The following is a 14,312-nucleotide window of genomic DNA, read 5'->3' as shown; positions in this document are numbered from 1 at the left end:
CATCACAGGCCCTCCAGCAGAGCGGCCAGTTCGGGATCAAGCTCCTCGTCGTCGCCCGATCCATCGCCGGCGTCGTCGTCGAACTGCGAAAGCAGATCGTCGAGGGAGCCGTCGTCGTCGGAGGAGGAGGTGTCGTCGTCGAGGCCGAGAGCGCTCAGATCCAAATCGTCGTCGTCGCCAGCAGAGGCATCGCTGGCTGCGGCGCTGTCCGCCTTCCTGCCGGCAGGGGCCGGCGCGCCGCCGATTGCAACCTCGGTGTTGCCGCCGGCCGCGCCCTGACCGGATGCCTGCGGCCAGGGGCCGGCCAGAAGCCCGGCACCGAGCGCCTGGAACGAACCCTGGCGGACTTCGCTGCGTCCCTTGATCGACAGCACGGGCATGAAGCCGCGGGCAACGACCTCGGCCATGGTGCGGGTGTTCAACAGCCGCTCGGTGCAGGGAAGAGCCACCTGATCGCCATGCGGGTCGATCATGGTGTGCACCGGGATGTCGTCGAGCGTCATGACTTCGCCGAGGCGCATCTTCTTGCCCATGCGGGTGACGGTCGCGGCCATCAGCGTGGCCGACAGGATGACCGGGTTTGCCCAGACCATGCCCTTCAGACCGCTGCGCAGGCTGAACTCCTCGAAGTCGAAGGCATCGGCCGGCTCGGTCTTTTCGCCGTAAGGCAGACGCAGCAGGAAGCGCGGCGCGGCAAGCCCGACATAGGCGGCTTCCGGCAGGGCCCGCAGCGCATCCCAGGCCTTGACCACCAGCGGGTGGCGATCCTGCTTCTTCGTCTCCAGGAACTGGGGTGAGATCGCCGCCAGGAAGGGGGCATTCATCCAGGCGGAGATCTTCGCCATGCGGGCGAGAAGCTCCGCATGGGGTGGTGTTTCCTCGAGCGTATAGAGGGCGAAGACGGCCGAGAGCGGACCTTGTGCGGCATCGAGCCGCGGCTCTTCGGCCAGCATGCGGAAGAGGCCGCTTTCCGACAATTCGTCTTGGGCCGACAGATCAGTGGCCCATTCCTCTGCCGAGACGTCGTAGAGCACGATCTCGAGGCCTGCGCCGGTCTCGATGCGGCGCGCCAGGAATTCCAGGCTGCGCCAGGTGGATTCGACCGCCTGGAAGTCCGGATGATGCAGGATGGTGCGCATGGCGCCCGACAGCGCCTCGTCGATGGCGGCCAGCATGGTGGCCTGGGCCGGATCGGGGGCGGCCTGAACATAGGGGCCGACCAGCCGACCGATCAGTGCGGCGGCCGGGCTTGGCCGTGCCAGCCGTCCCTGCATGTCGCCAATCAGCGTGTGGAACTCGCTGAGCTTGCGATCTGCCGGAACGGTGTTGCCCTTGGAGCGCTTCTGCGAGGCCACGGCGACGTGGGTATGTTCGCCGGCCCAGGCCTGCATCTTGGCGATTGCCGCGGCGTCACCACGCGCGACGCGCTGACGCAGGACCGACAACTCGTCGAAAATCGCGACGTTTTCGTAAAGCGCGTCGGGATGCAGGTCGTCGAGTTCGTCCAGTTTTACTTCGACGCCGGCCCCATCCTCGCCGATCGGCAGGACGAGGGTGGTGGCAAAACGGGCGATGATGGCGTCGATGGTATCGACGTCGAATTTCATCGCCTTGCGGTTGGCAAGCCCATCTCCGATCTCCAGCAAGCCGCGGCTGGCGCGGCCGGAGAAATCGCCGAGCAGCGCGATGCGGAATTTTGCCCGCGGCTGGTCGCGGTCGTCGGGGCGAGGGGTGGCGAGCGTGCCGAAAGGTGTCGTGATCGGCTGTTCGGGCTCTGCGGCCGGTTCATCGGCATCGGAGAGGCCGCTTTCGTCACCATCGAGCCGGACGGAGGCATCATCGTCGGCCAGCAGGCCGTCGAGATCGACACTGTCGCTATCATCGCCAGGCTGTTCCGCGCTGTCGTCTTCGAGCGGGGCATCGTCTTCGGCAGAGAGACTGTCGAGATCGACGGTTGCCGCGTCATCCGTGTCGGCATCGTCAGCCATATCGGCTTCGAGGTCGTCGCCGCCGATCTCGTCGAGCAGAGCATCGAGATCGTCGCCGGAGCCGGCGAGCAATGCATCGAGGTCGGTGTCGTCGGCTTCGGGGGTGCTGTCGTCTTCCTCCGAAGAGGGAGGTGCGTCTTCGTCGGCTGTGTCCCCGTCGGCAAGTTCGACGTCGCCGGCATCGCTGTCGTCGAGGTCGTCACCGCCGATCTCGTCGAGCAGGGCATCGAGATCCTCGTCGGCCTCGCCCAGCAGTGCTTCGAGGTCGGTGTCGTCCTCTTCGGAGGTGCTGTCACCTTCCTCCGAAGAGGGGCGCGCGTCTTCGTCTGCTTCGTCCCCGTCGGAAAATTCAACGTCGCCGGCATCGCTGTCCTCGAGGTCGTCGCCGCCGATCTCGTCGAGCAGGGCATCGAGATCGTCGTCGGACTCCCCCAGCAATGCGTCCAGGTCGGTGTCGTCGGAGGTGCTGTCGTCTTCCTCCGAAGAGGGGCGCGCGTCTTCGTCGGCTGCGTCCCCGTCGGCAAGTTCGGCATCGTCAGCCATATCGGCTTCGAGGTCGTCACCGCCGATATCGTCGAGCAGGGCATCGAGATCGTCGTCGGCCCCGCCCAGCAATGCGTCGAGGTCGGTGTCGTCGTCGGAGGTGCTTCCATCCTCGGTTTGCGCGTCCTCCGCGGCCGGGAGATCGTCTTCGTCATCCGGCGCGCGCGGCTGCGAGTCGGCCATGTTTTGCGAGGCATCCTGGGCCAGAAGAGCGGCAGCGGCGGCAGCTTCAGCTGCGGCCAGACGCTCTGCTGCCAGCCCTTCGGCCGCCTCGGCGGCGGCTATCGCCTGCTCTGCGGCCAGCTGCTCGGCGGCAGCCGTTGCCTTGCGCATCCGGGCCAGCACGTTTTCGCGACCGTCGACCTTTCCGTCCGTCGGCGCCGCCGGGCGGTCGCGTAGCGCACCGAGGATGGCCTGAACGTCGTCGTTGTCCGTGTGGGCGGCATTCGTCTCGACCGGCTGTTCTGCGGAGGCTGCAGCCTCATCCGCCGCTTGGCGCATTGCGGCCAGCGCCGCTGCGGCTTCCTCGGCTTCTGCTGCCTGCTCTGCGGCCAGCTGCTCGGCGGCAGCCGTAGCCTCGCGCATCCGGGCCAGCACGTTTTCGCGATCTTCGTTCGTTTCGTTCGACGCCACCGCCGGGCGATCGCGCAGCGAGCCGAGGATCGCCTGGACATCATCGTCTTCGGCCAGCGGGGCGGCCTGCGGGGCCGCATTGCGCAGGCTTTCCAGCGCCTCGGCACGGTTGTCGCGGGCTGCGTCAGGGTTGGACGGCCGGGCAATGGCTGCCAGAGCGACCGGGTCGGAGATCAGCCTGGAGATCAGATCTTCGGCGCCGGTCTTACCGTCCATATACGTGGTCAGATGGGCAAGCTGGGTGCGGGCCTCCAGCAGCTTGCGCAGCGGCTCGACCTTCCTGGCGATTGCCGCCGGCCCGAAATCCTCCATGCTCTCGAAAGTCAGGTCGACTGACAGGTTGCCGTCGCCGGTCAGCAGGTTGGGGATGCTGAAGGCGGCGCGGGGGCGCATCGCCTTCAGCCGGTCGTCGAAATTGTCGACATCGATCTCCAGGAATTTCCGGTCGGCCACCGAGGGCAAAGGCTCGGCCGAGGCCCCGGAAAGATCGGACATGACCCCCATGACGAACGGCAGCTGGACCGTTTTCTGGGCCCCGTAGACCTCCACATCATATTCGATCTGTACCCGCGGCGCGCGGTTGCGCGCGACGAATTTCTGACCGCTCTTCGACATTCGGAGGCTCCCCAAGCTGGCTACCGGTTAGGCCAGGGCGCGCCCGCCCAAAGCCGTGTTCCTTGGTTAGTGCTTAGAAAGGCGCTGGAGGTTCGCTCCTCTTGCAAAAATATTTGCGAGCGCTTACGCGAAATGAAAAAGCCTTTAAAAACAAAGCGGTCGCTCGCAGGAAGCCGGATATTCTGTTCCGGCACCCGCCCAAAAACATGCTGCAGAGACCTGCGGCGTGATCGCAGGCTCCTGCCGGTCCGCCGCATGCCATGTCAATCTTGCATGTGCTTCATCATGCTGCCCGCAAACTCTCGGGCCATGCCCTGCATGGCGAGGCCCAGGTCCTTGTAGTCGGAGTCGGCCAGGGTGATGCCGGTTTTGTCCTGCACCATTTCCTGCATTTTCTCCCAGGCGTCCGGTTTTTCGGTCGCCATCCGTTCCAGCACGGCGGCATTCGTCTGGTAGACCCGCATCCCCGCATTCTGCTTCACTTGGAGATCGACGATTTTGCCGATCAGTGCATTGGCGGTCCCTTCGAGCTTCGCAAGGCTTTTCGAGACTGCAGGCGACGCCTTTACGTCGCTCTGGCTGGCGAGCTTTTCGATCGACTTCATCACGGCAGCGAGTTCACTCGCCATCCTATGGGCGCTGACGTCCAGTCCCTTGAGCTTTCCGGCATACATCTCGTTGTCGGCGATGATGCTTTCTACCATCCGGCGCAGATTGCTGCCGGCGACATAGCTGACCAGCGTCTGTACCCGCGTACGTTTCTTCGTGTCGTTCTGGTAGCTGCTCCGAAGCTTGGCAATCGATCGGTCGATCCGTGCCTGCAGGGCATCTGCCTGCAGGCTGAGCTTGTGGATCATGGAGCCCATCTTTGCGATGCGCTGGGCGATCGGGAGGAGGGCCTTGGCCAGCGCAAAGCCGTTGATACCGATCGCGCCCACGATCTCTTTGGCCACTTGCAGCCCGTCTTTACCCAGTTCGACCGCAGCCTTGACCTTGTAGCCGCGGTATTCCCGCCGGTTTCTGACGACGTCGTCCCAGGCGCGCTTGGCCGCATCGGCACCATCCGCCGAGAAGTTTGAAAGCATTGTAGCGGCCTGTTTCTCGAAGCGGGCGACGACCCGCTGGCCCTGGCCCTTCTTGCGAAGTACAAGATAGGCCCTGTCGCAATCGCCGAATGCATGCGAGAGAGCCGCGACCAGTTCGTGATATTTGTCCGACGCCGCCTCGGTGACCTTGGCCAGCAAGAGCGGATCGGCATCCAGCGCCTTATACGCATCGGACGAGAGGTCGAGGCAGACGGCGCAGGGCAATCTGCCATGCAGTCTCAACGCCTTTGGATCGGCTTTCCGCTGCACGAGATCTATCAGGTCATGTTCGATCAGTATCGCTTTCGGCATGTCGGCCTACTCCTTACAATCAAGCTTAGTTGAACGCGTATGTGAACTGTCCCTGGTCCACGTCGATGGCGACCCTTACGACCTCGCCGCCTTCCATCATCCGGCGCAGGAATTCGGCCGAGATTTCGGGCAGCATGGTGTTGGTCACGATCGCGTCGATCATCCGGCCGCCGCTTTCGAGCTCCTGGCAGCGTTCGACAATGGTGTCGACGACAGCCTCGGAATAGTCGAACGGCACGCCGTGGGCAGTCGCGACGCGTTTCTTGATCCGGTCCAGCTGCAGCCTGGTGATGGCGGCGATCATCGGCGGGCTGAGCGGATAATAGGGAATGGTTACCAGGCGGCCGAGCAGGGCGGCCGGGAAGACCTTCAGCAGCGGCTCGCGCAGCGCCTTGGCAATACCGTCCGGCTCCGGCATCAGCTCGGGGTCGGCGCAGAGATCCATGATCATTTCCGAGCCGACATTCGAGGTCAGCAGGATCAGCGTGTTCTTGAAGTCGATGACGCGGCCTTCGCCGTCTTCCATCACGCCCTTGTCGAAGACCTGGAAGAAGATTTCGTGCACGTCGGGATGCGCCTTCTCGACCTCGTCGAGCAGCACCACCGAATAGGGCTTCCTGCGCACGGCCTCGGTCAGAACCCCGCCTTCGCCATAGCCGACATAGCCGGGAGGCGCCCCCTTCAGCGAGGAAACTGTATGCGCCTCCTGGTATTCCGACATGTTGATGGTGATCAGGTTCTGCTCGCCGCCATAAAGTGTCTCCGCCAGCGCCAGCGCCGTCTCGGTCTTGCCGACGCCGGAAGTGCCGGCCAGCAGGAAGACCCCTATCGGCTTCGATGGGTTGTCGAGCCCTGCGCGCGAGGTCTGGATGCGCTTGGTGATCATCTCCATCGCGTGATCCTGGCCGATGACCCGCTTCGACAGGTGGTCGGAGAGACCAAGCACGGTGCGGATCTCGTTCTTGACCATCCGCCCAACGGGAATGCCGGTCCAGTCGGCCACCACGGTGGAGATCGCCTGGGCATCGACGATCGGCAGCACCAGCGGGACCTCGCCCTGCAGGTCGCCGAGCTCCGCCTGCTTGCGTCGCAGATCGAGGAGCCTGGCCTGGCGGGCGGCGTCTGCGTCCATGCCTGCCTCGGCCAGCGCAGCGGTCGTGGCGTCGCCGGTGCCGTCTACCGGCTGGCCGTCCTTGCGCAGCTGTTCGCGCAAGTCGAGGATCTGGCCGACCAGTGATTTTTCCAACTCCCAGCGGTCACTCAGGTCGTTCTTGCGTTCGGTCGCTTCCGCCAGTTCCGCGGTGACCCGGGCCCGGCGTTCGGCGACCTCGGTGCCGGCGCTCTCGTCGCGGGCGATGATCTCGAGTTCGGTGTTCAGCGTCTCGATATGGCGCTGGCAATCATCGACGGGGGCAGGGACCGCATGCAGGCTGATCGCCACGCGAGCGCAGGCTGTATCAAGCACGCTGACCGATTTGTCGGGCAATTGCCGGGCTGGAATGTAACGCGCCGAAAGCTTGACCGCCGCCTCCAATGCCTCGTCGAGGATCTGCACCTTGTGATGGCGTTCCAGCATGCCGGCGACGCCGCGCATCATCTGGATCGCGCGGGCTTCGTCGGGTTCGGCGACCTGGACGACCTGGAAGCGGCGCGTCAGGGCCGGGTCTTTCTCGATATGCTTCTTGTACTCGGCCCAGGTGGTGGCGCCGATCGTGCGCAGCGTGCCGCGGGCAAGGGCGGGTTTCAGAAGATTGGCGGCGTCGCCGGTGCCCGCCGCACCGCCGGCGCCGACCAGGGTATGGGTCTCGTCGACAAACATCACGATCGGCACCGGGCTTGCCTGCACCTCCTCGATCACGGTTTTCAGCCGGTTTTCGAACTCGCCCTTCATCGAGGCGCCCGCCTGCAGCAGGCCGACATCGAGCGACAGCAGCCGCGCCTGGCGCAGCGCCGGCGGCACGTCGCCGCGGGCGATCCTGAGGGCAAAGCCCTCGACGACCGCCGTCTTGCCGACGCCGGCCTCGCCGGTCAGGATGGGGTTGTTCTGGCGCCGCCGCATCAGTACGTCGATGACCTGGCGGATTTCCTCGTCGCGTCCGACGATCGGATCGATCTCCCCGAGCCGCGCCTTTTCGGTGAGGTCGGTGCAGAACTGGGCGAGCGCGGCGCCGCCGCCCATCTGCGGCGCCATGGCAGACGAGGCCTCGCCCGGCTGGCCACGGCCGCTGCCGTCCTGCGCCGACAGACCTTCTTCCGGCGAACCGTCGACGATTTCGGCAAAATGCTCCGACAGATCGTCTGCGCCTATCTTGCGGAACTCGGACGAAATTCCGTCCAGCAGATTGCGCAGGCGCGGCGTCTTGACGATTCCGAGGATCAGATGTCCCGTGCGCACCTGATGGGCGGCGAATTGCAACGAGGCATATACCCAGGCGCGCTCGACGGTTTCCTCCAGATGCGGCGACAGATCGGAGATCGCCGTTGCGCCGCGCGGCAGGGCGTCGAGACTGCGCACCATTTCGGCGGCGACCCGCGAAGGTTCCAGTTCGAAGTGGCTGATAATGCGATGCAGGTCGCTGTCCTGACCCTGCAGGATCTGGTGGATCCAGTGCACGAGTTCGACATAGGGATTGCCGCGCATCTTGCAGAAGACGGTGGCACTCTCGATCGACTGGAAGCCCACACGGTTCAGTTTTCCGAACAGGGCAACGCGGCTGATGTCTGACATGGTGTTCTTTCCTGTCCGGTCTGGCTCAGAGCGCGTGTTGCGCGGGAGCCGTGAGATGCAAATTGTCGGCGTCGGTGTCGGATCGCTTGCCGATCCAGGTGGTCAGCCCCAGGGCGCCGGAGGCGCCCAGGACGGTCGGCGGAACCTCGTCCTGTCGCAGGATCAGGTTCGCCTCCCAGTCCAGCGTGTCGCCGACATAGCTGCGGATGATCGCGGCCAGCCGCTTCAGGCTTTCGCCGCCCGGCAGCAGTCGCTTGTATTCTTCGAGCCCGAGCGGGCCGATGCGGATGCGGAACCGCGCCTCGCGGGACCAGACCTTTTCGCCGAGGCTGGCGCTGCCGCCGAGTGTCGCATTGCCCAGCCGCCCACGATCATGCGGTTCGAGATGCAGCCAGCTGCCGATGAAGCTTTCGATCGAAATCTTCGCGCCGAAGAACCGCGTCAGGATGGCCTGCAGGCCCGCCTCGCTGTGCGGCGCAGCGGCCAGAAGGCCGGCGAAATGGCGTCGGGCCAGATCCGGCATGGCGTCGCGGCAGGCGAAGTTCTCGCCCGACACGCCGGCGATCGCATCGAGCTTGGCGCCAAACGGATCATCGTCCGGCCGGTCGAAGGAGGGGGCCGGTTCGCCGGTCGTCCAGGCCCGGTAGAACAGCGACATCATCCGGTGGTGGAACATGTTGGCGAAAGCGACGAGCGTCGGGTCGTGGTGGTTTCGCTGCCGGTCGCGGGCGTATTCGGTGATGTGCAGCGGCAGCGCGCCATGCGGGCCGAACAGGCCGAAGACGCTCTGCGTCAACTGCTGCCGGCCCGTGGTCGGGTGGGGGCCGAAGGCCGAGATCGTCGATGCCGGGAAGGCGAGTTCGGGGTCCTGCGTCAGGCGCACGGCATCCTGCGACGGCCGCCGCGAGCGGCCGAGGCGGGGATGGTCGGCATAGGTGGCCTCGATCAGCCGCAAAGCATGAAATATATGGTGGGAATGCGGGTTCTCCCGGAGCGCCTCGAGGCGGCTCAGATCAGGACCCGTCTCCCGCTCCTGGCCGGCCATCTTGCGATGTCTCCTCGTTGCTGGGAATGGATGACGGTCTCGGTAAAGCTGTTGAGCGTCACATATTTTGCGAAAAAGGCCTCGAGCACGGCGCCCAGCAGGTAGCAGCCGGTGCCCTCGAAATAGCTCTCGTCGAAGCCGATGCGGACCTCCAGCCCGCGCACGGCGGTCGAAAGCACGTCTTCGACCATGCGGCGCACGATCGGACGGGACGAGACCGAGGCGAGGCCCTCCATCTGCTTGGCGAGCGTCAGTTCGCCGGCGGGCGTGTAAAGCCCGATCAGTTCGCGCAGGGCAGCCGCACCCGTGCCCCGGTCGCCGTCCGCGATCGACAGGTAATTGAGGCTCAGATGGCTGACCAGCTGCCAGGCGCGTTCGCCCTCGGCCAGGCTCTGGCGTGGCCGGGTCGGCGCGATGATGGCACGGACTTCCGATATCGGACCACCGTCGGGGAGGGTGAAATCCGTATCCCCGCTGCCGACCGCCGTCAGCATTGGCAGGTCGCGATTTGTGCAGAGCGCGGTGACAGCCAGCTGTTTCAGATTGCCGGGATAGGGGGCCTGGCTGCGGTCGCTGAGCGACAGATAGAGTTCGGAGCCCAGATAGGAGGTTCGCCCGCCCCTCAGCCGCTGGCGCTCGGAGCGCTGCCGCATCCGTCGCTTGACATTGTAGTAGGCGGCGTGCGTCTCCCCGAGCGGTGTGAAGTCCTCGGCGCTGTAGAAGGGGCGGAAGGGAATGTCGTCCGCGCCATCACCGGCGATGCCCACCACGTTTTCCAGCCTGTAGATCTCGTAGTCGAGCGGGGCCATGCGGTCGACGGTCACGTGATGGTCGATCTCGGTACCGGATACAGCCAGCCGGTCGCAACGCTTGTTGAACAGATTGACCGCCGGGACGGCATGCAGGTCGAAGCTGGCCGGCTCGATCGACTTCAGCGCCGGATTGCCCTCCGAGAGCAGGATATAGAGATCGAGATCATTGCCGACCGCGCGGCGGAAGGCCGGCTGCAGGCCACAGAGGTCGATGAAGAAGAAGCGCTGCGGCATGGCGAAATATTCCTGCAGCAGGCGATAGCCGTCGAAGGACTGGCCGGGCACCGGCAGCAGGGCCTCGTCGGCATCGAAGCCGCGGGGCCTGATATCCTTGCCGAGAAACTCGGCCCAGTCTTCGCGCCGGTTCGTCGAGCGACCGGCCAGCCCGACGCCGCGGCTGAGGATCGCCTCATAGAGGCGCCAGGGTTCGGCGCCGGCGCCCGAGAGGAAGAGCGTCAGGCGGTCGAGCGGCAAGTCGCTGATCGCGGTGCCGCCGCTGTGCCTGAGACGCAGGCGCAAGGCTGCCTTGGCGTTGTTGTCCCTGGCAAGCCCTGCCGCGACCAGGTCGCTGCGGCCGTCCACATATTCGACCTCGGAGATTTCGAGCGGCCATAGCGTCGCATCCTGCGAGGTGGTGAACTGGCAGGCGGTCTGCTCGCCTTCAATGACGCGACCGCGCAAGGTCGTGCCGCGCGGCACGACGAAGCCTTCTGCAAGTCCGCCTTGAGCGGTGTCGGGCGCCAGGCGGGCGATCATCATCGATGGAGTCGGCGCGAGGAAGTGCGGGTAGACGATTTCAAGCAGGTTCTGGGTGAAGACCGGATATTGAAGCTCGAGTTCCAGCTGGACGCGGGCGGACAGGAAGGCGAAACCTTCAAGCAGCCGCTCGACATAGGGATCGAGCACTTCGATCTGCTTCATGCCCAGGCGGCCGGCGATTTTCGGATAGGCCTCGGCGAACTCGGCCCCCATCTCGCGGATGTAGCCGAGTTCCTCCTCGTAGTGTTTGAGCAACCGGGTGTCCATGTCTGCTATCCCTGCCTGGTGATGGTGACCTGACCGGACGTCACGTCGAGCGCTGTGCGCAGATAGAGATCGACGGGAACCGGCTCGGCCCAGAGTTCGCCCCGGATTTCCAGCGAGATGATTGCGCGGCTGCCGCTGTCCTGCCGACGCAGGCTGACATCGAGCGTTTCCGGCAGAATGCGCGGTTCGAAGGTCTCGATCGCCAGGCGGATGGCCTGCTGGATCTCAAAGGCCTGGTTGCTTGTATGGGTCAGACCGGAAAGACCGGGAATGCCGTAATTGAGCACGGAGCGCGCGACGTTGGGGCGAAGTTCCAGATCGTGGTCGACCGCGATATTGGCGGTGTTGAGCAGCCAGGCGAGATCGCGCTGGATGATCTCGCGCAGCCGGCCGATATCGATGGCATAGTTCGAGGCCGCTTCCGTCTCATTGCCGGGCGCGTGATCGGTCAGCCGGTCGAGAAGCGAGGGCTGCAGCCGCTCGGCGAGCATCCGGTCAGCCATGATCTGATACCGCAGCTGAGGTGGGCCGGTCGGCGGCGGGCAGGCCGTCGATAGACAGCACACGAAGATCCATCAAGGCGCAGTCGGTCTCGTCGGTTGCCAGCAGACGCTGTCCGAGGCCGGCCGAGACGCGGTCCTCTTCACCGATCCAGTCGGTCTTTCGCGCAAGCTTCAAATCGTTGTCAGGCGCATCTGACGTTCCGGCGTAACGCGTCGGGATCAGCACGACGGCATCGCCGCCATTCGACCAGGTGACCGTAGCCGGCATCCAGACTCGGTCGCGCAGATCTCTTGGCGGCTCGACGACAACGCGGCTGATGGCGCTGAACGGGGCCCAGAAATAGCGGCCGTTGACGATCACTTCGAGCATCGGGCCGAGGCGGGGATCCGCATCGGCAACCCAGGCGAAGGGGGTACCGTTCAGGGTGCCGGATATAGCGGGCGCGGCGTCGAAGGCCTGGGCACGCAGCGCTTCGGCGGCATTTTGCGCGCCGGTCGCCTGCAGCTTCAGGGCTTCGATCATCCAGGCGACCCAGTTCTCGGGTTCGCCGAAGATCAGCGGCTGCTTCTCGCCATGAAACACCTTGTCCCGGTAGATTTCGCAGATGATCGCGGTACGGTACATCTGGGCCATGGCATTGGCCTCAGGATCGAGCGTGACGCAGGTCTTCAGCTGGCCAATCGCGCGCTGCCATTGTCCGAGCACGCACAGCAGCTGGAACAGGAAAACGCGAAGTCGAGGATCTTCCGGCGTCTTGCGGACGCTGTCCTGGACGGCGGAAAGCGTGCCATCGAGATCGCCCTGTCTGAGAAGTTCCTCGGCTGTCATGTGCTGGAGCTTTCGCTGGATCTATAGGGGAGGATGTTCCGGGGCGTCGCCTGACACCCCGGACACAGCGACGGGGATCAGACGTCGTAGATCGCCTTGTTCTTGACGCGGCTCCACTTGACCTCGCCCTGGCCGCCTGAGGCCTTTGTCATCTTGCCGGTCGAATCCTGCTTGTTGTACTCGACCTTGATGGCGCCGTAGACGAGGATGACCTTTTCCTCGCAGACGTCATCGCCGTCGGAGCCGGACCAGGACAGGTCCTTCACCATCACCTGCTTGAAGTAGAACTTCATGAAGGTTCGACCGGATACGCCGATCTGACCGCCCGAGCGACGCAGTTCGATGATGGCTTCGTCGAAATGGGTGCCGCTGCACAGGGTCAAGAACAGGCCGCAGGATGCGGTATCGGTCCTCTTGGTGATTTCGAAATCCTTGAAGATCGCCTTGCCGGCGCCGCCGCCGCCGGAGTCCGAACCGATATTGATCGTATTTTCGGCGCCGAAGCTGAAGTCCTTCAGCTCGAATGCCTTCAGCTTGGACATTTCTTCGTCTTGGGTTTCGCCTGCGACGAGGGATGAACCGGGGAAATAGAGAAACGCGTCAAAGGCCATGATGGTCTCCTTTCATAGAAACGCTTTGTCGATGTGTCGGGGTGTGCGCGCGGGAAGAGATCCCGCGCGTCGTCGGTCTTATGCGCTCTTCTGCGATGGCAACTTGGAGACCAGGCGGAGCGACACGGACAGGCCCTCCAGCTGGTAGTGCGGCCGCAGGAAGAATTTCGAACTGTAGTAGCCGGGGCTGCCTTCGACTTCCTCGACCACGACTTCGGCGGCGGCCAGCGGATGCTGGGCCTTCACCTCCTCGGGCGAGGTCTCGGCATTGAAGTCGACATATTTGTTGATCCAGTTCTGCAGCCAGTCCTGCATGGCGTCGCGCTCGCTGAAGGAGCCGACCTTGTCGCGGACGATGCATTTCAGGTAGTGGGCAAAGCGGCAGGTGGCGAAGAGATAGGGCAGACGCGCAGCCAGCGACGCATTCGCCGTGGCATCCGGATCGTCATATTCGGCAGGCTTCTGCAGGGACTGGGCGCCAATGAACGCGGCCATGTCGGTGTTCTTGCGGTGGATCAGCGGCATCATGCCGTTCTTGGCCAGTTCCGCCTCGCGCCGGTCGGAGATGGCAATCTCGGTCGGGCATTTCATGTCGATGCCGCCGTCGTCGGTCGGGAAGCTGTGGGTCGGCAGATTGTCGACGGTGCCGCCGGATTCCACGCCGCGGATGCGGGTGCACCAGCCATATTGCTTGAACGAACGGGTGATGTTGCGCGCCATGCCGTAGGCGGCGTTCACCCAGCAATACTTGTCGGAGGTCGCTCCGGTCGTGTCTTCCTCGAAGGCGAATTCCTCGACCGGGTCGGTCTTTGCGCCATAGGGATGGCGACCGAGAAAGCGCGGCATGGCAAGGCCCAGATAGCGGCTGTCCTCGCTTTCCCGAAGGGAGCGCCAGGCGGCATATTCCGGCGTCTGGAAGATCTTCGTCAGATCCCGCGGGTTGGCAAGTTCCGACCAGCTGTCCATCTGGAAAAGCGAGGGGTCGGCCCCGGTGATGAACGGCGAGTGGGCGGCAGCTGCCACCTTCGACATCTCGCGCAGAAGCTCGACATCCTGGGCGCTATGGTCGAAATGATAGTCGCCGAGCAGGCAGCCATAGGGCTCGCCGCCGAACTGGCCGTATTCCTCTTCATAGAGCTTCTTGAAGATCGGCGACTGGTCCCAGGCCGTACCCTTGAACTTGCGCAGGGTCTTGGAGAGATCCTTCTTCGAAATGTTGAAGACGCGGATCTTCAGCATTTCGTCCGACTCGGTATTGCTGACCAGGAAGTGCAGCCCGCGCCAGGCGCTTTCGAGTTTCTGGAAATCGCCGTGATGCAGGATCAGGTTCACCTGTTCGGTGAGCTTGCGGTCGATTTCGGCAATGATGCTGTCGATCGAGCGCAGCGCGTCGTCCGATACCAGAGCCTCGTTCTGCAGCACCTGTTCTGCCAGCGTGCGCACGGCCTCTTCGACCGCGACCTTTGCCTGATCGGATTTCGGCCGGAATTCCTTCTGCAGCAGGGAGGCGAACTCGTTGGAGCCGAAACTGGTCTCGGTCGCGAGAGCGGCACCTGCGGACTGGTTGGTCGTCTCTGTCATG

9 protein-coding genes are annotated in these 14,312 nt (G+C 64.3%); all 9 read right to left on the bottom strand.

Annotated elements, in window-relative coordinates; genetic code table 11:
- Nucleotides 1-2: 2 nt before the first annotated feature.
- The gene (tssB, locus tag J2Z17_RS25275) at nucleotides 3-3,779 is read right to left on the bottom strand and encodes a type VI secretion system contractile sheath small subunit (protein WP_209947320.1); all 3,777 of its coding nucleotides are present in this window, start codon (nucleotides 3,777-3,779) and stop codon (nucleotides 3-5) included.
- A gap of 263 nt (nucleotides 3,780-4,042) precedes the next feature.
- Nucleotides 4,043-5,023 (bottom strand): hypothetical protein, encoded by a 981-nt coding sequence (locus tag J2Z17_RS19505; RefSeq protein WP_209947319.1) that lies wholly within the window; start codon nucleotides 5,021-5,023, stop codon nucleotides 4,043-4,045.
- 178 nt (nucleotides 5,024-5,201) lie between these two features.
- The gene (gene tssH / locus J2Z17_RS19500; RefSeq protein ID WP_209947318.1) at nucleotides 5,202-7,904 is read right to left on the bottom strand and encodes a type VI secretion system ATPase TssH; all 2,703 of its coding nucleotides are present in this window, start codon (nucleotides 7,902-7,904) and stop codon (nucleotides 5,202-5,204) included.
- A 25-nt stretch (nucleotides 7,905-7,929) separates the two neighbouring features.
- Nucleotides 7,930-8,949, bottom strand: a complete 1,020-nt coding sequence (tssG, locus tag J2Z17_RS19495) for a type VI secretion system baseplate subunit TssG (protein WP_209947317.1) — start codon at nucleotides 8,947-8,949, stop codon at nucleotides 7,930-7,932.
- Nucleotides 8,913-10,787, bottom strand: coding sequence for a type VI secretion system baseplate subunit TssF (gene tssF / locus J2Z17_RS19490; protein ID WP_209947316.1), 1,875 nt, complete (start codon nucleotides 10,785-10,787; stop codon nucleotides 8,913-8,915). The genes tssG and tssF overlap by 37 nt, the downstream gene beginning before the upstream one ends.
- Before the next feature lie 5 nt (nucleotides 10,788-10,792).
- A complete protein-coding gene (tssE, locus tag J2Z17_RS19485) occupies nucleotides 10,793-11,290 on the bottom strand; it encodes a type VI secretion system baseplate subunit TssE (RefSeq protein WP_209947315.1) in 498 nt (165 codons plus the stop codon).
- Complete coding sequence (locus tag J2Z17_RS19480; protein ID WP_209947314.1) at nucleotides 11,283-12,119, bottom strand: type VI secretion system accessory protein TagJ; 837 nt, start codon at nucleotides 12,117-12,119, stop codon at nucleotides 11,283-11,285. Before J2Z17_RS19480 ends, tssE begins: the two co-directional genes overlap by 8 nt.
- Before the next feature lie 77 nt (nucleotides 12,120-12,196).
- Nucleotides 12,197-12,730 (bottom strand): Hcp family type VI secretion system effector, encoded by a 534-nt coding sequence (locus J2Z17_RS19475; RefSeq protein ID WP_209947313.1) that lies wholly within the window; start codon nucleotides 12,728-12,730, stop codon nucleotides 12,197-12,199.
- Nucleotides 12,731-12,808: 78 nt separating this feature from the next.
- A complete protein-coding gene (gene tssC, locus J2Z17_RS19470; protein WP_209947312.1) occupies nucleotides 12,809-14,311 on the bottom strand; it encodes a type VI secretion system contractile sheath large subunit in 1,503 nt (500 codons plus the stop codon).
- Between the last annotated feature and the right edge of the window lies 1 nt (nucleotide 14,312).

It is taken from the genome of Heterorhizobium halophytocola (genome assembly GCF_017873095.1).
Taxonomy (GTDB): Bacteria; Pseudomonadota; Alphaproteobacteria; order Rhizobiales; family Rhizobiaceae; genus Allorhizobium; species Allorhizobium halophytocola.
Note: the sequence above shows the minus strand (reverse complement) of the source record. Positions and strands in the feature narration are given on the sequence as shown.

Coding starts and splice junctions, on each gene's coding strand:
- tssG (WP_209947317.1), bottom strand. CDS start 8,949: ATGGCCGGCCAGGAGCGGGAGACGGGTCCTGATCTGAGCCGCCTCGAG.
- tssF (WP_209947316.1), bottom strand. CDS start 10,787: ATGGACACCCGGTTGCTCAAACACTACGAGGAGGAACTCGGCTACATC.
- tssE (WP_209947315.1), bottom strand. CDS start 11,290: ATGGCTGACCGGATGCTCGCCGAGCGGCTGCAGCCCTCGCTTCTCGAC.
- tssC (WP_209947312.1), bottom strand. CDS start 14,311: ATGACAGAGACGACCAACCAGTCCGCAGGTGCCGCTCTCGCGACCGAG.
- tssH (WP_209947318.1), bottom strand. CDS start 7,904: ATGTCAGACATCAGCCGCGTTGCCCTGTTCGGAAAACTGAACCGTGTG.
- J2Z17_RS19480 (WP_209947314.1), bottom strand. CDS start 12,119: ATGACAGCCGAGGAACTTCTCAGACAGGGCGATCTCGATGGCACGCTT.
- J2Z17_RS19475 (WP_209947313.1), bottom strand. CDS start 12,730: ATGGCCTTTGACGCGTTTCTCTATTTCCCCGGTTCATCCCTCGTCGCA.
- tssB (WP_209947320.1), bottom strand. CDS start 3,779: ATGTCGAAGAGCGGTCAGAAATTCGTCGCGCGCAACCGCGCGCCGCGG.